The sequence below is a fragment of the Allobosea sp. 05T433 genome, assembly GCF_056396065.1.
In genome coordinates this window covers 237,116-257,047 of the sequence record NZ_JBFTKS010000006.1, presented here as the reverse complement: position 1 = coordinate 257,047, position 19,932 = coordinate 237,116, and the positions used below count along the sequence as shown (strand labels likewise).

Below are 19,932 nucleotides of genomic sequence, written 5' to 3'. Positions count from 1 at the left end.
GGATGCGATGTCCGGTCCGATGATCTAGCCGCCCTTGCAAGTCGCCCAGCGGCGCCCCAATCCGGGCAGGGCAGGCATCCCCGGGGGCTGCGTTTCGTCGCGCTGATGGCGGAGCCGCTCACTCCAGCGGCTGCGTCTCCGCGATTTCGATGCCGAAGCCGCTCAGGCCCACGAAGGAGCGCGGCGAGGACGCGAGGTTGACGATCGAGGCGACCCCGAGATCGCGCAGGATCTGGGCGCCGAGTCCGACCTCGCGCCATTGCTGCGAGCGCTGGGCGTCGGAACCCTCCTCGACGCTCTTGATCGGCACGCCGGCGGAGCCGTCGCGCAGATAGATCAGCACGCCGCGACCATCCTGCTGGAAGCGCCGGAGCGCGCACTGGATCGACTTCGCGCCTCCGAGCACATCCGCCACGACATTCGCACGATGCAGTCGCGCCGGGACCTTCTCGCCGTCACCGACCTTGCCCATGACGAAGGCAAAATGCTGGGTGTCTTCGAAGGGCGTGACATAGACATGGCCGGTCATCTCGCCGAACTCGGTCTTGACCGGGAAGGAATGCACCCGCTCGACGAGCTTCTCGCGCGCCTGGCGATAAGCGATCAGCTCGGCGACCGTGATCTGCTGCAGCCCGTGCGTCTTGGCGAAGGCGGTGATCTGCGCGCCCTTCATCACGGTGCCATCATCATTGGCGAGCTCGCAGATTACGCCGACCGGCGGCAGATTGGCGAGCTTGCAGAGATCCACCGCCGCTTCGGTATGGCCGGAGCGCATCAGAACGCCGCCATCCTTGGCGATCAACGGAAACACGTGACCGGGCCGCACGAAATCCGTGGCGCCCATATTGCCATTGGCCAGCGCCCGCACGGTATTGTTGCGCTGCTCGGCCGAAATACCGGTGGTCAGCCCGTGCTTGACGTCGACTGTCACCGTGAAGGCCGTGCCGAGCGGTGCGTCGTTTGACGAGACCATCGGGTCGAGCCGGAGCCGCCGCGCCTCGTCAGCCGTCAGCGGCGCGCAGACGATGCCGCAGGTATTGCGGATAATGAAGGCCATCTTCTCCGGCGTGCAGAGCGAGGCCGCGATGATCAGATCGCCCTCGTTCTCGCGGTCATCGTCATCGGTGACGATAACGATCTCGCCGCGGGCGAAGGCTTCGATGGCCTGAGTGACGTTCTGCTGCATGACAGCCTCCCGCGGCCCTTGCAGGCCCAGAAAATCATTGGGGGTGACGGCACCGTTCGTGGCGGCGGCGATGCGCTCGGCACTTTCGCGCGAGATCCAGGCACTCTGATCGTTGCAGAGCGCCGACACGCTGGCCGGCGACAGGCCGACCTGCCGCGCGAAGGCGCTGCGAGCCATGCCATTCTGCCGGAGCCAAGTTTCGAGCTTCATGGCCGCAAGCTAATACGCCCCCGCTTCACTTGCAATGAAGCAGGGAATTAATTTCAGTAACACTGAAATTCACCGAGCAAAGGGCCAGCGCGGCTCGACCACGCCGACCTGGGCGCGATGGCGCAGGAACTGGTCGGCCAGCACGCAGGCGACCATTGCCTCCCCGACCGGCACGGCCCGGATGCCGACGCAGGGGTCATGGCGCCCCTTGGTGAACATATCCGCTTCCCCGCCGGTCCGCGTCACGGTCGCGCGCGTGGCGAGGATCGAGGATGTCGGCTTCACCGCGAAACGGGCGACAATCGGCTGCCCGGTCGAGATGCCACCCAGGATGCCGCCGGCGTGGTTGGAGAGAAAGAGCGGCTTTCCGTCATTGCCGGCCCGCATCTCGTCGGCATTCTCTTCGCCCGAGAGTTCGGCCGCAGCGAACCCCTCGCCGATTTCGACACCCTTGACGGCATTGATGCTCATCAGGGCCGAGGCCAGCTCGGCATCGAGCTTGCCGTAGATCGGCGCGCCCAGGCCGGCAGGAACGCCCTCGGCGACAATCTCCAGCACCGCGCCGATCGAGGATCCGGACTTGCGGATGCCATCGAGATATTCGGCGAAGAAGGCCGCCGCCTTGGCATCCGGGCAGAAGAACGGATTATTGCCGACCTCGTTCCAGTCCCAGTTGTTCCGGTCGATCTTGTGCGGCCCCATCTGCACCAGCGCACCGCGCACGATCATGCCTGGCACGACCTTGCGCGCAATCGCGCCGGCCGCGACCCGCATGGCCGTCTCGCGCGCCGAGGAACGCCCGCCACCGCGATAATCGCGAATGCCGTATTTCACGTCATAGGTGAAGTCGGCGTGGCCGGGCCGGTACTTGTCCTTGATGTCCGAGTAGTCCTTGGAACGCTGGTCGACATTGTCGATCATCAGCCCGATCGAGGTTCCCGTCGTCACCTGCTGGCCGCTCGCCTCATCGGGAAAGACACCGGAGACGATGCGGACCTGATCAGGCTCCTGGCGCTGCGTGGTGAAGCGCGACTGACCGGGCCGGCGGCGATCGAGTTCGAGCTGGATTTCGGCTTCGCTCAGCGGGATCAGAGGCGGGCAGCCATCGACGACGCAGCCGATCGCCGGCCCGTGGCTTTCCCCAAAGGTGGTGACGCGGAAGAGATGGCCGAAGGTGTTATGGGACATGGCAGCCTGACGGGTTTCGCTCCGGGCTCATAAGCCGGATCGCGCCCGCGCGAAACCCCGCTGCGCGCAAACCATGCCCCAACGCCCGCCGCGTCGCGTCCCGCGCTCCGCATCCCCGGCAATGCTGCGCGGCAGCGCAAGTCTTGACAGCCGTCCGATCCGGCGGCTTCTAGGCCCGATGAGACGCAGGCCTGTCACCCAGCCGCGCTCCTGGCGCCCCGGGAGTGTCATCATCGCGGGCGCCTAGCCCCGAACCTTCCGAAGAGGAGCGGGTTCGGGGGGAGTGGCCTCAGGTCGGCCACGACGCCTGCCACGGCGTGCCGTCTCGGACCTGGCACAGCAACCTATCCCGGACGAGGTTCGCGCAGACGGTTTCGCACCGCAAGGCGGCTTGTCCACGGTAGCCCGTCCCGCGCCTCGACATGATGGCCCCGGAGCCGGCGACCGGTCTTTCGCATTCGGAATGCCCAGACCATGTCGAGACAATCCGGCCCCGGCACGCCGGGGTCCGTCAGCCTCGCGCGCGCCCTTTCCAAGCTCGGCTATTGCTCACGCACCCAGGCCGAAGGCCTGATTCTCGGCAGGCGCGTCCGGGTCGATGGGCGTCTTGCCCTGAACCCGAGCCTGCGCCTGGATCTCGCGCGTGCCCGCATCATCGTCGATGGCGAAACGGTCTCGGCCGAACGCCGTGTCTATCTGATGGTCAACAAGCCCCGCGGCGCGCTCACGACCCGGACCGACCCCGAAGGCCGCGCCACGGTCTATTCCTGCCTGGACGGACTGGAGCTACCGTTCGTCGCCCCGGTCGGGCGGCTCGACAAGGCGAGTGAAGGGTTGCTGCTCATGAGCAACGACACGCGCTGGGCGCAGCGCATCCTGGACCCGGCCTCCGGCGTGGAGAAAACCTACCATGTCCAGATCGACACGGTGCCCGACACCGCCTTGATGGTGCGGCTGCGCGCCGGTGCCGTCGACGGCGACGAGGCGCTCTCGACCAAGGCGGCGACGCTCCTGCGCCATGGCCAAAGGAACGCCTGGATCGAAATGGTGATCGACGAGGGCCGCAACCGACAGATCCGGCGCATCGTCGAAGCGGCCGGCGCGCGGGTGCTGCGCCTGGTCCGTGTCGGCATCGGGGCCTTGCCGCTGGGCGAGTTGCCAAAGGGCGCGGTCCGCGCATTGCAGCCTGACGAGATCGCACTACCGCTCGATAATGGCTGCGTCGGCGCTCCGCGACCTTCGGCCGAGGGCCGCCTCGACGGGTAGAACCGCCGGTCAGCTTTGGCCCTAGTGCGCCGCCGCCTTGGCCGGCACCGCCGGCGCCCCCTCCCAGCGCGTATTCGCCGGCAGGTTCTCGCCCTTCATGATCACGGTCAGCAGGCCGATCTGCGCGTAGTCGCCGACATGGGTGTCGTAGAGCACCGTCGCTGCCGCGCCCACACAAACGCCCTTGCCGAGATGCACGCGGCCGACCTTCATGACCCTGTCCTCATAGAGGTGGGTCTGCAGGGCCGAATGCGCGTTGACCGTGCAGTAGTCGCCGACCCTGATGCAGTCGAACTCGGTGATATCGGTCGAGTCGAGCCAGACGCCCTTGCCGTATTTCGCACCGAACAGCATCAGGAACCAGGGCAGGAAAGGCGTGCCGCGCAGATAGTCGAACAGCACCTTGCCGCCCAATCCCCAATAGAGCACGGCGACCGCCTCGGTGCGCATCGCCCAGAACGACCACATCGGCTTCATCACCGGCTTGTAGACGCCCATCAGCAGCCATTTCATCGCGGCGCAGATCAGCGCCTGCGTCACCGCGATCAGGATGGACACGCCCATGAAGCTGAGCGCGAGCCCGCCCCAGTCGCGATCGAAGATCTTCTGCTGCAGCACGAGATCAACCGCGATGGTGCCGAAAGTGATGAACAGCATCGCCGGGAATGAGGTGTGCAGCGCCTCGAAGCCCGCCCGCGCCAGCCTCTTCCCCAGCGACGGCTTGTAGGTCCAATCCGCCCCAAGGTCGACCTTCTGCCGCGTCGGCAGGCGGATCGGCGGCGAGCCGAACCAGGTATCGCCCGGCTGCATCTTCTCATTGGCAGGCGGCTTCGACTTGATGCCGATCAGCACCCGGTCGGGGATCACGGCGCCTGGCGCCACGACCGCATCATTGCCGATGAAGACCTGATCGCCGGTCTTCGTCATGTCGAGACGCATATAGCCGCGGCGCATGTCCTCGTCGCCGAAGACGACCTCGTCGGCGATGAAGTTGCCGGCCCCGATCGCCGTCAGATCGTAGCGACCCGACAGATTGGTCGAGATCTCCGCGCCCTTGCCGATGCTGGCGCCCATCAACCGATACCAGAAGCGCATATAGATCGTCGCGAACAGCGAGGAGAGTGTCTCCAGCGTCACCTCGGTCGCCAGCGCCACCGTCCATTTGCGGGCATAGAAGCCGGAATGGATCGACCACGAGCCCGAGGTCACGCGCGGCAGGATCACCCAGCGCAGGCCGGCCATCAGCAGCACGGTGAAGGCGATGAGGCCCATCGCCGTCGGCCAGGTCAGGATCGGCAGATACCAGAGATAGCTGATATCGGACCATGTCGCGATCTGGTCGTCGATCCTGTCGAAGAGCCAGAAGGCCGGGAAGATCGGCAGCAAGCTGATCGGCGGCAGCACGATCAGCATGAACACGTAGAAAACCGTCATCGCGAAGCGACGGCGCATGCTCGCCTCGGCCTGCGGCGGCAACGCGTCGAGATCGACCATGCCGATCTTCCGGCCAGGCGTGCCGTCCCAGATTTCGGCCGCGCCGACCGTCGTACCGGACGGTATCGCCGTCAGATCGCCAATCTCGGCATGGTCGCCGGTGGTGCTGCCATGACCGAAGACCACGGAGGCGCCAGCGTTCACGTCCCGCCCGATCTTGATCCGGCCCAGGATCAGCTTGTCGCCGATGGCTTCGCCATTGGCGAAAGTGGTCTTCGAGCCGAAGGTCGTGTAGTCGCCGATCTCGATGAGATCGAGCGCACCGGCCTCGTAATCCGAGATGATGACGTCGCGGCCGACCTTGGCACCGAGCAGGCGCCAGTAGAAGCGCATCACCGGCGTACCCTGCAGCCATTTGATATGGACAAGGCCTGCAACGCGCGCGGCGAACCACCAGCGGAAATAATAGACGCCCCAGAGCGGATAGACGCCGGGCTTGGTCCGGCCGAGCACGATCCATTTCAAGGCGATCGAGATCAGGCCGGTGACGATGGTAATCGCGACATAGACGCCGAGCAGGGTGAAGACCTGCGCCGGCAGCGACAGGTCCTCGCCGGAAATCAGCAGATAGGTGACGAAAATTCCGAGCCACTGCGCCGTCGCCAGGCTGATGATGATCGGCAGCGCGGCGGCCTGCGCCAGCCCGCACAGGAAGCGGCGCCGAAAGGAGGGCGGAGTGAAAGAGAGATCCTCGGCCTCCGCGATCCCGCGCCCATCGAGCACCGCCGCCATGCCACGCAACGTACGGGCACCATAGACGTCCTGCAGCGTGATGCCGGCATAGGCAGGGGTTTCGCGCACGATCGAGATGAAGCGCGCGGCCAGCAGCGAATGACCACCGAGATCGACGAAGAAATCGGCCTCGAACGGCAGGCTCGACGCACCCAATACGCGCTTGGCCGCCTCTAGAAGGGCGGCCTCCGTCTCGTTGCGCGGCGGCTCCTGCTCGCCGGCTGCGGCCGGCGCCGTCAGCGGCGCAGCCCTCAGCATCTTGCGGTCGACCTTGCCCGAGACCATGCGCGGCAGCGAGCCGACAGCCTCGAAATGGGCAGGGACCATGTAGGGAGGCAGCTGTTCTCTCAGCGCAGCGCGCAGCACTCCCGCATCGACCGCGACGCCGGGCTCGCTGACCACGAAGGCGACGAGCCGTTCGATGCCGTCATCTTCGCGCAGCACGACCGCCGCCTGGTTCACCCCCGGCTCGTCTGCGAGCTTCGACTCGATCTCGCCGAGTTCGACCCGGAAGCCGCGGATCTTGATCTGGTCGTCGATACGGCCATGGAAGACGATGTTGCCGGCCGCATCGAGGCTGACCGCATCACCGGATCGGTAGAGAATGGGGTCGTCGATCCCACCAAACGGATTGGCGATGAATTTCTCCGCCGTCAGTTCGGGGCGGCCGTGATAGCCCCGGGCAACGCCCGGGCCGCCGATCAGGAGTTCGCCCTGCTGGCCAGGCGGCAGCAATTGCAGCTCTTCGCTGACGACATAGGCGGTATAGTTGGGGATCGGCCGGCCGATGGTCACCACCTCGCCGGGTTTCACCTCGGTCGCGGTCGCCACCACGGTCGCCTCGGTCGGCCCGTAGGTGTTGAGGATGCGCCTTTCCGGCTTCGCCCATTTCTGCACGATCGAGGGCGGGAGCGCCTCGCCGCCGAGCAGGATGAGCCGCAGCGAAGGCACGTCGGAAGGCAGGATACCGAGCAGCGTCGGCACGGTGTCGATCACGGTGACGCCGGCACCGTTCAGGATTGCCGGCAGCTTCTCGGCATCGCCCATCATCTCGGGCGAAGCGACGAACAGCGTCGCGCCGACGAGATAGGGTGTCCAGATTTCCTCCATCGACAGGTCGAAGGCGACCGACGCGCCCTGGAAGACGATGTCGTCTGGCCCCATCCCGTAGAAGGCGTTCCCGGAGCGCAGGAAGTGGCAGATGTTGTGATGGCTGATGACGATCGCCTTCGGCGTCCCCGTCGAGCCCGAGGTATAGATCAGGTAGGCGGGATGATCCTTGCTCAGCCCGGCTGCGCGCGCCGGCAGGAGTGCGCCATCGTCACGCGCCACGAGATCGGCAGGCGACCAGACCGGACGCCCGATCGCGGTCGCCTTGCCCTGCCAGGCGGCGCAGGTCACGAGCCCCTTGGCCTCGGCATCGTTCAGGCAGGTCGCGATGCGATCGACAGGCGCCTCGGCATCGAACGGCACCCAGGCCGCGCCGCTGAGCGTGATCGCGATCTGCGCGACAAGGAGGTCGATGCCGCGCGGCATCCACAGGCCGACCATGCTGCCGGGGCCGACGCCCGACAGGACAAGGCCGCGCGCCTGACTGCGCGCCGCTGCCCAGACCTCGTCATAGCTGAGCCGGCGCTCGGCATCCGTCAGAGCCGGGTGTGCGCCGCGCGCGGCCACTGTCGCAGCGAAGATCTCGCCCAGAACCTCATCGCGGATCAGGTCAGGCCGCTTCTCGCCCGCGATCATGGCGAGCGGGGTGGCGCTCCGGGCGGTCTCGTCCGCCGACAGAATGCTGATGTCGTTCATGGTGCCCCGCTGCGGATCGGCCAGAGCAGCCCCGGCGGCACTCACCCCAAGGCGACCCTGCGGCGAACCGCACCTCTAAAACTGCCCCGGAAACCGTATCGTTCGATCCGGATTCCGGCTGCCTCCCCCCGGCCGAGCATGTCGCTGTTGTGTGCATCCCTGCTAGCACAACACTCCTTAAAGAGCACCCCTGAACCCACGATGAATGTCTGCGACCGAACCTCGCGCTAGACCCAGGAGACGCGTCCGTCCGAGACCATCAGGATCTTGCCCTGCCAGATATCGACCATGGCGGCTTCCCCCGGCGCGACGGCCCCGACAAGCGCGAGCACGGCGCGCGCCACACCGCCATGGCTCACCATCACCGTCTCGCCCGTCAGCCCTTCCAGCACCGGCCTGATCCGCTCGGCCAGCATCCGGTAGCTCTCGCCTTCAGGGGGAACGAAGCCCCATTTGTCGCGCTCGCGCGCCAGCGCCAGCTCGCGCTCGGACTTGCGGACCTCGCGCCAGGTGAACCCTTCCCAGGCGCCGAAGGTCAGCTCGCGCAGGCGCTCATCGATACGGTAGCCCTTGGGCGGCAACCCCAGCCGGTAGCGCAGGATTTCCATGGTCTCGCGCGCCCGCTCCATGGGAGAGGCCACGAAATCGAGCCCCTCATAGCCCTGCACCAGGTTGCGCAGGCGCCCGGCGGCTTCGGCCGCCTGCTCGCGCCCGAGCTCGTTCAGCGGGATGTCCTTCGAACCCTGGAGACGACCCTCCCGGTTCCAGTCGGTTTCGCCGTGACGGACGAGGAAGAGGCGGTGAGAGATCGTGAGCGGCAGCATGCTCCGGCTCATGCACGCTCCGCGCCCGCAGGTCAAAGCGTCAGAGGGGCACAGGGGCATGCGTATTGGCCATGGCAACCTGTCATCGCTTTCTGATGGCAGAGCGCGAGTGCGCTGTGTATAGGCGGCTCTCCGCTTCGGATGGATCCATGTCCCCGGCTCTCACTTTGCCAGACGGTCGCAGGCTTGCCCTCGGCACGACGCCCCTGCTCATGGGCGTCGTCAATGTCACTCCCGATTCCTTCTCGGATGGCGGCATGCTGAAGAGCGCCGACGAGGCGATCGCTCATGCCGAAACGCTGATCGCGGAGGGCGCCGATATCGTCGATATCGGCGGCGAGTCGACCCGGCCAGGCCATGCAGAAGTCGATGCGGAGACCGAGCGTGCCCGGGTCATCCCGGTGATTTCGCGACTCGCCACCCGAACACGCATCCCGATCTCGATCGACAGCTACAAGGCCGAGGTCGCCGAAGCCGCGCTCGGCGCCGGCGCAGCGATCGTCAATGACGTCTGGGGCTGCCAGCGCGAGCCGGCCATTGCCGATGTCGCTGCCCGCTTCGGCGCCCCGATGATCCTGATGCACAACCGCGACAGCATCGATCCCGCGCTTGATATCCTCGACGACGTTCTGCGCTACCTCGAACGCTCCATCGCCATCGCCATCGCAGCCGGCGTGCCACGCGAGCAGATCGTGGTCGACCCGGGAATCGGCTTCGGCAAGACGCCGGCGCAGAACCTCGCGATGATCCGCGACCTCCGCCAGCTCGAACAGCTTGGCTGCGCCATCCTGCTCGGCGCCTCACGCAAGTCGACCATCGGTCTGATCACCGGCCAGAAGGTTCCGGCCGAGCGACTGGCCGGCACGCTGGCAGCCCATCTCTACGGCGTCTCGCAGGGCGCCTCGATCATCCGCGCGCATGACATTCGTCCACATGCCGACGCCTTCAAGGTCTGGACCGCCATCGGAGACGCGCCATGAGCGAGACAGGCAGCATCCTGATCGAGAAGCTCGACATCTATGCCTATCACGGCTGCTTCTCCGAGGAGGAACGGCTCGGCCAGCGCTTCACGCTCGATATTGCGCTGGCGACCAATATCCACGCCTCGGCCATCAGCGACGACCTCGCGGATACGGTCGATTACGGCAAGGTCGTCGCCGTGGTGAAACAGACCTTCACCACCCGCCGCTACAATTTGCTGGAAGCGGCAGCGCGCGCCGTGGCGCAGGCCATCCTGGCCGAGTTCCCGCCGGTCAGCCGTGTCTGGATCACCCTGCGCAAGCCCGCGCCGCCGATTCCGGCAACGCTGGCAGCTGTCGGCATCCGCCTGGACTTCCGGCGTGAAGACTGAGGCCGCTCTCTGCTTCGGCGGCAATCTCGGCGATCCGGTCATTGCCTTCGCCGCCGCGATCGAAGCCCTCGCGCGCCATCCTGCCGTGACCGTGCTGCGGATTTCGTCGGTCTATCGCACCGCGCCCTGGGGCAAGCTCGACCAGCCCGAATTCAAGAACATGGCCGTGATGATCGCAACCGATCTCGCGGCGGCCGACCTGCTCGCCTTCTGTCTGAGGATCGAGCGCGAGCAAGGCCGCGAGCGCAAGGAGCGCTGGGGGCCGCGCACGCTCGATATCGATCTTCTGACTTATGGCGAGGCTATCATCGACGAGCCGGGTCTTCAGGTTCCGCACCCGCGCATCGCCGAGCGCGCGTTCGTCCTGGCGCCGCTCGCGGAAATCGCGCCGACGCTCGTCATCGGCGGCGGGAGTGCGTCCGAGCTGCGCGACGCTCTCGCGAGCGAGGAAGTCAGGCGCGACGATACGGAAACGGCGCGCCTGCGGAACGCCGGCGCCGGCTGAAGCCGGCGCTCCGGATCACTCGCCCTTGTCGAGCGTGATATCGGGGGCAGACGGCACCTTCATGCCGACCACGTGGTAGCCGGCATCGACATGCATGATCTCGCCGGTGATGCCGCGCGACATGTCGGAGACCAGGAAGACTGCTGTCTCGCCGACTTCCTCGATCGTCACGGTGCGACGGAGCGGTGAATTGTACTCGTTCCAGCGCAGGATATAGCGGAAATCGCCGATACCAGAGGCGGCGAGCGTCTTGATCGGCCCAGCCGAGATCGCGTTGACGCGGATCTTCGAGGGACCGAGATCGGCGGCAAGATACTGCACGCTCGATTCCAGCGCCGCCTTCGCCACGCCCATGACGTTGTAATGCGGCATCCATTTCTCGGCGCCGTAATAGGTCAGCGTCAGCATCGAGCCGCCATTGGTCATCAGCTTCTCGGCGCGCTGCGTGACGGCGGTGAAGGAGTAGCAGGAGATCAGGAGCGACTTGGTGAAATTCGCTTCAGTCGTCTCGACATAGCGGCCGGTCAGCTCGTCCTTGTCGGAGAAGGCGATGCAGTGAACGACGAAATCGAGCTTGCCCCAGAGCTTCTCGACCTCGGCGAAGACGGCATCGATCGTCGCCGAGTCGGTGACGTCGCAATGGCCGACAACCTGTCCGCCAAGTTCCTTCGCCAGGGGTTCGACGCGCTTCTTCAGCGCATCGCCCTGATAGGTGAAAGCCAGCTCCGCACCAGCATCGGCCGCAGCCTTGGCAATGCCCCAGGCAATCGAGCGATTGTTCGCGACGCCCATGATGAGGCCCCGCTTGCCCTTCAGGACATTGGCGGTGGAGGAGGCAGCGCTGGATTCGGGCATCGGGGACCTGCGAACTGGACGAAGCGGAAGGTCTCTTAGCCGAGCCAGCGCCTCAACGAAAGGCTCAGTTGCTCGCTTACTCGCTCCGCGCCTTCATCAGCGCCATCAGTTCAGGATCCTTCTCCGGCATCTCGATGTCGATTGCGACGAAGAGATCGCCGTGATGACCCTTCTCGCCCTTCAGCCCTTTGCCGCGCAGGCGAAACTGCTTCGTCGTACCGGTCAGCGGCGGAATCTTCATCTCCACGGCTCCGGTGAGGGTCGGCACATGCAGCGGCCCGCCCAGCACGGCCGTCGCCAGCGGAACCGCCACGCGGGTACGCAGATCATGGCCCTCGATCGTGAAGCGCGGATCGGGCTTGACCTTGATCGTCATCAGCAGGTCGCCAGCCTCGCCCGAGAAGGGATCGGTCTGGCCAAGGCCGCGCAGCCGCATGACCTTGCCGTCCGCAACACCCTCGGGAATCGTGACCTCGACCTCGCGCCCATGCGGCAGCTTCACACGGCGGGTAGCGCCCGTGGCGGCCTCGGCAAGCGAGACGCTCAGCGAAAAGCTCTGCTCCGGCGGTTTCTGGGGCTCATGGCGAGCCCGGCCGCCGCCGCGGCGGGCCGCGTCACCGAAAAGCGAGCCGAAAATATCGGCAGGATCGAAGCCCTGATCGGCCCCGCCACGCCCCGAGGCCGCGCCGCCGCCATGGCCGAAATTGAACTCGAACCCGCCGGCACGCCCGCCCCGACCGGCGCCCATGCCCTCGAAGCCCTGGAATTTCGGCTTGCCGTCGGCGTCGATCTCGCCGCGGTCGAACTGTTTGCGCTTGGTTTCGTCACCCACGATCTCATAGGCGCTGTTGAGCTCCGAGAAGCGGTCCTGCGCCTTGGGATCATCCTGATTGCGGTCGGGATGCAGGTCCTTGGCGCGACGGCGATAGGCTTTCTTGATTTCAGCTTCGCTGGCACCACGGGCGACGCCCAGGACCTGATACGGATCGCGCATGCATGAACCCCACTCTTCGACGAGACGCTGTTTCCCGCGCCCGATACGGCACGCCGGAACAGCTCCGCCCGCTATGTGGGGAGACTGTGGCGGGAATGCAACGTTTTCCTTCCCGGCGCGGCCGCAGGCCGGATCCGGCAGCCTATGCTAGCTCAACCCCTTCCAGGGTTGCGTTTCCTTGACTGCCCATTCTCCACCGGACGGACGGCAGGCCGTGCCCTGAAGCCGAACCGGGCTGGTCTGCGTCTGGACATTGGCGATGAAGGCACGACAAATCTCGTCCGAGCGCAGGAACGGCCCACCGACCGGCGTGAACGATCCCTTCATGCCGCTCTGCGGATTATCCCAGTTGACCGCTGCGCCATTGCCCTGGGGGTCGAGGGCCAGCGCCATCGCCCCATCGGCACGGCGCAGATCCTCGGGACCAAGCTCGGTGGAGAGGGCGCCAAGCACGCTCGGCTTCGTCGTGCCGCGCGCCGGCAGGGTCGAAGTCGTCGTCATCGCCACCTCGTCTTCGGACTTGCTCGACAGGCCGAGGATCGGAAAGGAGACCGAGCAGCCGGCGCTGGCAACGGCGAGCAGCAGCACGGTGGCGACCGCAGCCGGACGCATGGGCGCAGCGCGCCGATCGAGGCTTTGGTTCGCCGCCCGGGCTGGCCTATATAAACTCGCAGTCCAACACCAAATCACAGATTGCGCTCGCCCGACGCTTAACCAGAACTTGCCGAGGATTAGACACGTGGAACGGTTAACGCCGGGTGACTTCACCGAAGTCGATGAACCCTTCGCCCTGTTCGCGAGCTGGCTGGAGGAGGCCGCGCGCTCCGAGCCGAACGACCCCAACGGCATGGCACTCTCGACGGTCGACGCCGAGGGCCTGCCCAATGTCCGCATGGTCCTGCTGAAGGGGCACGACCGCGACGGCTTCGTCTTCTACACCAACACCCAGAGCCAGAAGGGCGAGGAGCTGCTCGGCCAGGGCAAGGCGGCCGCGTTGTTCCACTGGAAGAGCCTGCGCCGACAGGTCCGTATTCGCGGACCCGTATCGATCGTCAGCGACGCCGAGGCCGATGCGTATTTCCAGTCTCGCCCGCGCGACAGCCGCATCGGAGCCTGGGCCTCGCAGCAGTCGCGCCCGCTCGAGAGCCGCTTCGCGCTCGAGAAGGCGGTGGCGAGCTATGCCGCGAAATTCGGTCTCAGCACGATCCCGCGCCCGCCGCACTGGACTGGATTCCGCATCGACCCGGTCTATATCGAGTTCTGGCGCGATGGCGCCTTCCGCCTGCACGACCGTGTGGTCTTCCGCCGTGCCTCGGCCGCCGAGCCGTGGACGCGAACCCGCCTTTACCCCTGAGGATCTGACCGCATGGCCATGCCGAAATTCGACTTCCCCAAGACCGAGGCAGGCAAGCGCCCGGTCATGCTCCTGACCGGAGCGAGCCGCGGGATCGGCCACGCCACGGTGATGCAGTTCGCCATGGCAGGCTGGCGCATCCTGTCGTGCTCGCGCCAGGCCTTCTCGGATAAATGCCCCTGGCCCTCAGGCGCCGACGATCATGTCCAGATCGATCTCGGCGACCCCGAGGACACGATGCGTGGCATAGCCGAGATCAAGAAGCGGCTGGCGGCCGAGGGCGGCAAGCTCAATGCGCTGGTCAACAATGCCGGCATTTCGCCGAAGGGGCCGAAGGGCATGCGCCTGGGCGCTGCCACGACCTCCTTCAATGACTGGCACCAGGTCTTCCAGGTCAACTTCTTCGCGCCGATCATGCTGGCGCGCGGCCTGCTGGACGAGCTGACCGCCGCCAGGGGCACGATCGTCAACGTCACCTCGATCGCCGGCTCCCGCGTCCACCCCTTCGCCGGTGCCGCCTATGCCACCTCGAAGGCGGCGCTCGCCAGCCTGACGCGCGAGATGGCCGCCGATTTCGGCCCGCTCGGCATCCGGGTGAACTCAATTTCGCCCGGCGAGATCGACACTGCCATCCTCTCGCCCGGCACCGAGAAGATCGTCGCGACGCTGCCGCTCGGCCGGCTCGGCAAGACGGAGGAAGTCGCGAAGGCGATCCATTTCCTCTGCACCGACGCCTCGTCCTATGTCACGGGCGCCGAGTTGCACATCAATGGCGGGCAGCACGTGTGAAGAGCCAAAGCGGCCAGGTCATCCGTTTTCCGACGCAGGCCAAGGCGGCGCGCCCAACGCTTGCCGCGTCCCTCGCGGTCTTCCGCGACGGCAAGGTGCTGCTCGCAACCCGCACCAAGCCGCCGGCCGACCAGCTCTGGTCACTCCCCGGCGGCAAGGTCGAAGCAGGCGAGACGCTTGAAGCGGCCGCACTGCGCGAGCTCGAGGAGGAGGTCGGGGTCAAGGCCGCCATTCTCGGCTTCAACCGGCATGTCGAGATTTTCGGGCGTGATGCGGCAGGCTCGGTGACGCATCATTTCGTCATCGCCTCGTTCGTCGGCGAATGGATTTCCGGCGAGCCACAGCCCGGCCCTGAGGCAGGCGCCGTGATGTGGGCCGATCCGCTGAAGCTCGGAGGCTTGGCGACGACGCGCGAACTCGGTGACGTGCTGCGGAACGCCCATGCCATCCTGCAGAACGGCGGGCAGCGGCCGTGACCTGCGCCCGCCTCGCGCTCCTGCTCGCCTGGACATTGGCGGTTGCGCCGTTCGGTCACGCCGTTGCACAGGGGCAACGCCAGCAATCGGCGCCGCAGCCGCCGACCCAGGCCACGCCGCCCCCCGAGGCGTCGCCTCCGCCTTACGAACCGCAACTGCTCGAACTCGCCGAGATCATGGGCTCGCTCGCCTATTTGCGGACCTTGTGCGGCGGCAAGGAAGCCGATGTTTGGCGTGAGCGCATGACTGCGCTGATCGACGCCGAAGGACGCACGCCACAGCGGCGGGAACGGCTGATGAGTGCCTATAACGGCGGTTTCCGGGCTTATGCGGCGACCCACCGGAGCTGTTCTGGCGGCAGCCAGGAGGCCGCACGGCGACTCGCCGCCGAAGGCGACCGTCTGGCCCGGTCCCTCGCCGGCCGCTATGGCGGATAGGTCACATCGGGACGAAACTGTGTCTTTCTCAAAACTCGCGCGGTCAAATTAACCTTTCTTAAACACCGCGGTAGCGCCAGCCTCCCCTGATGCGTATGAATCTGAGGCAGTCGATCGCCCCGGCGCAGGCCTGATTCTCGGGTACGCGCCGGTCCTTTGTGACCAGCCGCAGAGTCCGTGCCTTCATGTCCATCCGTCCAGACGATCTGCAGCTCGATCCCATGCTCACCGACGAGCCGGGAGATGCACGCCGCGTCGCCTATGGCTATGTCGAGGACGCCTTCAACGAGGCGCAGCAGGACGGGCTCGACAGCGATGCGCTGGCTCACGCCGCTCTCTTCGCGGCCTTTCGCACGCTGGTCGAGACCTATGGCGAAGAAGCCACAGCTGTTTTCGCCGAAACCCTGGCGGAAAAGGTGCGCTGCGGCGCCTTCACGATGGGCACACGGCACTAGATCGCCATGCGTCCGACCGGACGTACTGTGGCGGCCCATCTCTTTGCCCCGCATCGGACTTCTCCGAAAAGTAGATCCCACTGTCCGGTCTTATGCTCTGGTCTTGCCTAGGCGCCGCTAGCGGCCCGGCGGGCATTCTCTGCGCGAGCGAGCAATAATGTTCGCTCCTGCACATTCCTCGTCATCGCCGCCGCGCGCTCGAACTCGGCCTGCGCCTCGCCATGCCGATCGAGCTTGCCGAGCAGATCGGCGCGTACGCTCGGCAGCAGATGGTAGTTCTTCAGCGAAGGTTCCAAGACCAGTCGTTCGACCGCGGCAAGCCCGGCTGCCGGCCCCTCGGCCATGCTGATCGCCACCGCCCGGTTGAGTTCGACGATCGGCGACGGGTTGATCGCGGCCAGCGCGCCATAAAGCACGGCGATGCGGACCCAATCCGTCTCTTCCGCGGTGCGCGCCCGCGCATGGCAGGCGGCTAGCTCGGCCTGGAGCAGATAGGGACCGATCGCGCCGCCGATCGCCCGGGCCCGCTCGATCGCGGCAAAGCCCCGGCGGATCAGAAGATGGTCCCAGCGAGCGCGTTTCTGGTCGAGCAGCAGGATCGGCTCGCCGCTCGGGCCGACCCTGGCCCTGAGGCGCGACGCCTGGATCTCCATCAGCGCCACGAGTCCATGGACCTCGGGCTCCAGCGGCGCGAGCTCGGCCAGGATGCGCCCCAGCCTGAGTGCTTCTTCGCACAGGGCCGGCCGGATCCAGTCCTCGCCGGCTGTTGCCGCATAGCCCTCGTTGAAGATCAGGTAGACGACCTCGAGCACCGACTCGAGTCTCTCGGCCAATTCCGCGCCATGCGGAACCTCGAAGGGCACTTTGGCGTCGGGAAGCGTCTTCTTCGCCCGCACGATCCGCTGCGCCATGGTTGGCTCAGGCACCAGGAAGGCCCGCGCGATCTCTTCGGTGGTGAGTCCACCGAGCAGTCGCAGCGTCAGTGCAAGGCGCGCCTCCGTCGAGAGAACCGGATGGCAGGCCGTGAAGACAAGCCGCAGCAGATCGTCGCCGACATCGTCATCGAGCGCGGCGTCGAGATCGGGCGTCGTCTCGGTTTCGAGTTGGTGGCCAAGCTCCTGATGCTTGCGGGCGAGAAGCTTGTCGCGGCGAAGGCCGTCGAGGGCGCGGTGCTTGCCCGCCTGCATCAGCCAGGCGCCCGGATTGCGCGGTACGCCGTCTTGCGGCCACTGCTTCAGGGCCGCGACCAGCGCATCCTGCGCCAGTTCCTCGGCGCGCCCGACATCACGCGTGATGCGCGTCAGCCCGGCGATCAGCTTGGGAGCCTCGATTCGCCAGACCGTTTCAATGGTGCGGTGTGCATCGCTCGCCGACATAACGGCCGATACACACCATTTCGTCCCTTGCTGCGCAAGCCGTCCGGTCTGCCGTCAGGCCGCGAGAAAGCGTTTCAGCTCCGGCGCCAACACCGGCAGCGAGACATTGTGCGTCTGCCCCTTCAGCACGGCGTGGCTGGCTCCCGGAACGGAATCGGCCGCAGCCTGCGCCGCCATTCTCAGCGAGCGCGGGCTCTTCTCCCCTGCAAGCAACAGCGTCGGAACTGCGACCTTGGCGAGGCGCTCGGCCGGCACCGTGAAATCGCCCATGATCGTCGTGTCGTAGACCAGCGTATGGGCCACTGCCTTGAGCTTGGACCAGCCCGGCATCAGCCGCATCAGCCAGCCGACAAATGCCGGCATGCCGACGATATCGACCATGAAGAAGCGCACTGCCGCGCTACGCCGGCCCGCGGCGATCAGCGCCCTGAGCTTGCCGGGGCAGTCCTGCGGCGGCTGCCGGCCCTCCTTGTCAGCGGCGAGATAGGGCGGTTCGTACAGCGCGAGCCGGCGGATCGGCACGCCTGCGGCGGCAGCTTCAAGCGCCAATGCGGCGCCGGATGAGAGGCCGACAGCCACTGCCTCGCCGCCCGCCTCGGCGACGAGCGCAGCGATGTCCTCGATCTCGCGCTGCTTGGCATAGGTCGGCGAGTCGCCGCTATCGCCGCGCCCGCGGCGATCATAGACGAAGACGGTGAAGCCCTCCGCCAGCAGCGGCGCAAGCTTCGGCATCGGCCCGAAGGCGCGGCTACAGAGCGCGCCGTCGACGAGGATGACCGCCGGGCCGGAACCGAAGCGCTGATAGGCGATGGCGGTGCCATCCTTGGACAAGACCGTATTCATGAAAGCCTCCACAGACCGATGGCGCAAGACGCGGCGGCAGGTATCGTCCCGCCGTCACTCACCGCCGATGCCCATTTCCCGGAAGCGCTCGACCGATTCGAACTGCTCGAAATCCTCCAGCTCATAGAGTTCGCGGATCTCGATTTCGCACTCCTGACCCGGCTCGAAGGGCTTGGGAAAACGCCGCGTCCATTCGAGCGCTTCCTCGCGGGACTTGGCCTTGATCACGGTGTAACCGGCGACCAGCTCCTTGGTCTCGGCGAAGGGGCCGTCAACGACGCGGTTCTTGCCGTCGGCCGAGTACTTGATCCTCCAGCCCTTCGAGCTCGGCTTCAGGCCGGAGCCGTCGAGCAGCATGCCGGCCTTGGCAAGCTCCTCGTGATAGGCCGCCATCGCCGCCATCAGGCTGTCATCTTCCGGGAAGATGCCCGCTTCGCTGTCCTTGGTCGCCTTGACCATGATCATGTATCGCATGGATTTGCTCCTGGTGTCGGTGGTCCGAAGCCGGTCGGGGCCTGGTGCCCCGCCGCTCCTGAGGACACGTCTATCGACGCGTCGCGAAATCGACAGGTCAGCCGGCCTTTTTCGCGGCCTCGGCGCGGATGCGCTCTTCTTGCTCGCGCAGCTCCGGGGTGAAGGCCTCTCCGAAATCCTCGGCCTCGAAGATCCGGCGGATCTCGATCTCGGAATCGCCTGTCATTGGATTCGGGCAGCGCTTGACCCATTCGACCGCCTCTTCCATCGACTTGCACTGCCAGATCCAGAAACCGGCGATCAGTTCCTTGGTCTCGGCGAAAGGTCCGTCGACGACGGCACGCTTGGCGCCTGAGAAGCGGATGCGTGCGCCCTTGGAGCTGGGATGCAGCCCGTCACCGGCGAGCATGATGCCGGCCTTTACCAGTTGCTCGTTATAGGCGCCCATGGCGGTCAGCAGTTCCTCGCTCGGCATGATGCCGGCTTCGGAATCCTGGGTCGCCTTGACGATGATCATGAAGCGCATCGGTCTTCTCCTGATGGGGTGGATGGGTTCTGACTTTGGTTCGGAGAGAGGAGAATTCCCGCTCTCTGTCCTCACGTCGAACGGCGCGCTCCGGAATCGACAACGCGCCGAAACATTTTTCAGGCTGCGCTGAGATTTTTCTCGCGGCGCGCGATCTCGTCCTCGCTCGGCGCCTCAAGCGCGAAGGAGCCGGTCGTAACCGCACCGGCTCGACGATAGGTCGCCATGATCACGCCCGTGCTCGAAACCCTGCTCTCGACCAGCGTGAAGGCAGCGGGCATGGTGCCCTCGCCGAACAGCCGCTTGCCTGCGCCGAGCACCACCGGGAAGATCAGCAGGTTGAACTCGTCGATCAGGTCCTTCGCCAGCAGCAGCTGGATCAGTTCACTGCTGCCCTGGAGCAGGAGCTTGGGACCGTCCTGGCGCTTCAGCGCCGCCACCTCGGCGGCGATATCGCCACGTAGCGCTACCGAGTTCTGCCAGTTCAGCGTCTTCGGCGCAGAGGTCGCGACATATTTGATGCAGGCGTTGAACTTCGTGGCGACCGGGTCGTCGCCGGCATGCGGCCAATGCGCCGCGAAGATGTCATAGGTCCTGCGGCCGAGCAGCAGGTCGAATTCCTCGGCGAAGGCCTTTTCCATGACCTCGCCCATCGGCTCGTCCCAGTAGTGGAAGGTCCAGCCGCCATGGCTGAAGCCACCTGAGCTATCCTCCTCCGGGCCGCCCGGCGCCTGCATCACGCCGTCTAGGGACAGGAATGTGGCGGCAACAACGTTTCTCATCTTTGGATC

21 protein-coding genes are annotated in these 19,932 nt (G+C 66.1%); 9 read left to right on the top strand and 12 right to left on the bottom strand.

What is annotated here, in order from left to right; genetic code table 11:
• Positions 1-118 precede the first annotated feature (118 nt).
• Both ribB and aroC read right to left on the bottom strand, forming a co-directional pair.
• Positions 119-1,396 (bottom strand): 3,4-dihydroxy-2-butanone-4-phosphate synthase, encoded by a 1,278-nt coding sequence (ribB, locus tag AC1DGP_RS10965; RefSeq protein ID WP_476769610.1) that lies wholly within the window; start codon positions 1,394-1,396, stop codon positions 119-121.
• 69 nt (positions 1,397-1,465) lie between these two features.
• Positions 1,466-2,584, bottom strand: a complete 1,119-nt coding sequence (gene aroC / locus AC1DGP_RS10960) for a chorismate synthase (RefSeq protein WP_069879474.1) — start codon at positions 2,582-2,584, stop codon at positions 1,466-1,468.
• Between the two features lie 474 nt (positions 2,585-3,058).
• On the opposite strand from aroC, the gene AC1DGP_RS10955 reads away from it, so the two are divergent.
• Complete coding sequence (locus AC1DGP_RS10955) at positions 3,059-3,850, top strand: pseudouridine synthase (protein ID WP_476832106.1); 792 nt, start codon at positions 3,059-3,061, stop codon at positions 3,848-3,850.
• Between the two features lie 21 nt (positions 3,851-3,871).
• Here the strand turns inward: AC1DGP_RS10955 and AC1DGP_RS10950 are convergent, their stop codons facing one another.
• Together AC1DGP_RS10950 and AC1DGP_RS10945 are read right to left on the bottom strand one after the other, a co-directional pair.
• Positions 3,872-7,882, bottom strand: a complete 4,011-nt coding sequence (locus tag AC1DGP_RS10950; RefSeq protein WP_476832105.1) for a Pls/PosA family non-ribosomal peptide synthetase — start codon at positions 7,880-7,882, stop codon at positions 3,872-3,874.
• Positions 7,883-8,109: 227 nt separating this feature from the next.
• The gene (locus tag AC1DGP_RS10945; RefSeq protein ID WP_441488272.1) at positions 8,110-8,718 is read right to left on the bottom strand and encodes a histidine phosphatase family protein; all 609 of its coding nucleotides are present in this window, start codon (positions 8,716-8,718) and stop codon (positions 8,110-8,112) included.
• Between the two features lie 137 nt (positions 8,719-8,855).
• On the opposite strand from AC1DGP_RS10945, the gene folP reads away from it, so the two are divergent.
• Genes folP through folK form a run of 3 tightly spaced genes read left to right on the top strand, consistent with a single transcriptional unit; the run spans position 8,856 to position 10,562 of the window.
• Positions 8,856-9,686: a dihydropteroate synthase gene (gene folP, locus AC1DGP_RS10940; RefSeq protein ID WP_476769607.1), complete on the top strand. Its 831-nt coding sequence runs from the start codon at positions 8,856-8,858 to the stop codon at positions 9,684-9,686.
• A complete protein-coding gene (gene folB, locus AC1DGP_RS10935; protein WP_069879469.1) occupies positions 9,683-10,057 on the top strand; it encodes a dihydroneopterin aldolase in 375 nt (124 codons plus the stop codon). Before folP ends, folB begins: the two co-directional genes overlap by 4 nt.
• On the top strand, positions 10,047-10,562 hold the full coding sequence (gene folK / locus AC1DGP_RS10930) for a 2-amino-4-hydroxy-6-hydroxymethyldihydropteridine diphosphokinase (RefSeq protein ID WP_476776055.1): 516 nt from the start codon (positions 10,047-10,049) through the stop codon (positions 10,560-10,562). Before folB ends, folK begins: the two co-directional genes overlap by 11 nt.
• 15 nt (positions 10,563-10,577) lie before the next feature.
• Here the strand turns inward: folK and fabI are convergent, their stop codons facing one another.
• From fabI to AC1DGP_RS10915, 3 genes are all read right to left on the bottom strand, one after another.
• The gene (gene fabI / locus AC1DGP_RS10925) at positions 10,578-11,417 is read right to left on the bottom strand and encodes an enoyl-ACP reductase FabI (protein WP_476832104.1); all 840 of its coding nucleotides are present in this window, start codon (positions 11,415-11,417) and stop codon (positions 10,578-10,580) included.
• Between the two features lie 76 nt (positions 11,418-11,493).
• Positions 11,494-12,411 (bottom strand): DnaJ C-terminal domain-containing protein, encoded by a 918-nt coding sequence (locus AC1DGP_RS10920; RefSeq protein ID WP_476776056.1) that lies wholly within the window; start codon positions 12,409-12,411, stop codon positions 11,494-11,496.
• A gap of 147 nt (positions 12,412-12,558) precedes the next feature.
• On the bottom strand, positions 12,559-13,023 hold the full coding sequence (locus AC1DGP_RS10915; RefSeq protein WP_441507677.1) for an RT0821/Lpp0805 family surface protein: 465 nt from the start codon (positions 13,021-13,023) through the stop codon (positions 12,559-12,561).
• A gap of 127 nt (positions 13,024-13,150) precedes the next feature.
• Between AC1DGP_RS10915 and pdxH the strand changes: the two genes are divergently transcribed.
• The 5 genes from pdxH to AC1DGP_RS10890 all read left to right on the top strand — a co-directional run bounded on the left by pdxH (position 13,151) and on the right by AC1DGP_RS10890 (position 15,922).
• Positions 13,151-13,765, top strand: a complete 615-nt coding sequence (gene pdxH / locus AC1DGP_RS10910) for a pyridoxamine 5'-phosphate oxidase (protein WP_441488267.1) — start codon at positions 13,151-13,153, stop codon at positions 13,763-13,765.
• Positions 13,766-13,777: 12 nt separating this feature from the next.
• Positions 13,778-14,554: an SDR family NAD(P)-dependent oxidoreductase gene (locus AC1DGP_RS10905; protein ID WP_052514014.1), complete on the top strand. Its 777-nt coding sequence runs from the start codon at positions 13,778-13,780 to the stop codon at positions 14,552-14,554.
• Entirely contained in the window at positions 14,551-15,030 is a 480-nt protein-coding gene (locus tag AC1DGP_RS10900) for an NUDIX hydrolase (RefSeq protein WP_476832103.1), read from the top strand. Before AC1DGP_RS10905 ends, AC1DGP_RS10900 begins: the two co-directional genes overlap by 4 nt.
• Positions 15,027-15,467 carry a TIGR02301 family protein gene (locus AC1DGP_RS10895; RefSeq protein ID WP_476832102.1) on the top strand — a complete coding sequence of 147 codons (441 nt, stop codon included), beginning with the start codon at positions 15,027-15,029 and terminating at the stop codon, positions 15,465-15,467. The genes AC1DGP_RS10900 and AC1DGP_RS10895 overlap by 4 nt, the downstream gene beginning before the upstream one ends.
• Before the next feature lie 185 nt (positions 15,468-15,652).
• Positions 15,653-15,922: a hypothetical protein gene (locus tag AC1DGP_RS10890; RefSeq protein WP_441488264.1), complete on the top strand. Its 270-nt coding sequence runs from the start codon at positions 15,653-15,655 to the stop codon at positions 15,920-15,922.
• 107 nt (positions 15,923-16,029) lie between these two features.
• Here AC1DGP_RS10890 and AC1DGP_RS10885 read toward each other — a convergent pair whose 3' ends face one another.
• The 5 genes from AC1DGP_RS10885 to AC1DGP_RS10865 all read right to left on the bottom strand — a co-directional run bounded on the left by AC1DGP_RS10885 (position 16,030) and on the right by AC1DGP_RS10865 (position 19,923).
• Positions 16,030-17,298 (bottom strand): RNA polymerase sigma factor, encoded by a 1,269-nt coding sequence (locus AC1DGP_RS10885; RefSeq protein WP_476832101.1) that lies wholly within the window; start codon positions 17,296-17,298, stop codon positions 16,030-16,032.
• 54 nt (positions 17,299-17,352) lie between these two features.
• A complete protein-coding gene (locus tag AC1DGP_RS10880; RefSeq protein ID WP_476832100.1) occupies positions 17,353-18,141 on the bottom strand; it encodes an alpha/beta fold hydrolase in 789 nt (262 codons plus the stop codon).
• A gap of 54 nt (positions 18,142-18,195) precedes the next feature.
• Positions 18,196-18,615, bottom strand: coding sequence for a YciI family protein (locus AC1DGP_RS10875; protein ID WP_476832099.1), 420 nt, complete (start codon positions 18,613-18,615; stop codon positions 18,196-18,198).
• 97 nt (positions 18,616-18,712) lie between these two features.
• Entirely contained in the window at positions 18,713-19,141 is a 429-nt protein-coding gene (locus AC1DGP_RS10870; RefSeq protein WP_476832098.1) for a YciI family protein, read from the bottom strand.
• 119 nt (positions 19,142-19,260) lie between these two features.
• Positions 19,261-19,923 (bottom strand): dihydrofolate reductase family protein, encoded by a 663-nt coding sequence (locus AC1DGP_RS10865; protein WP_476832097.1) that lies wholly within the window; start codon positions 19,921-19,923, stop codon positions 19,261-19,263.
• Positions 19,924-19,932 lie beyond the last annotated feature (9 nt).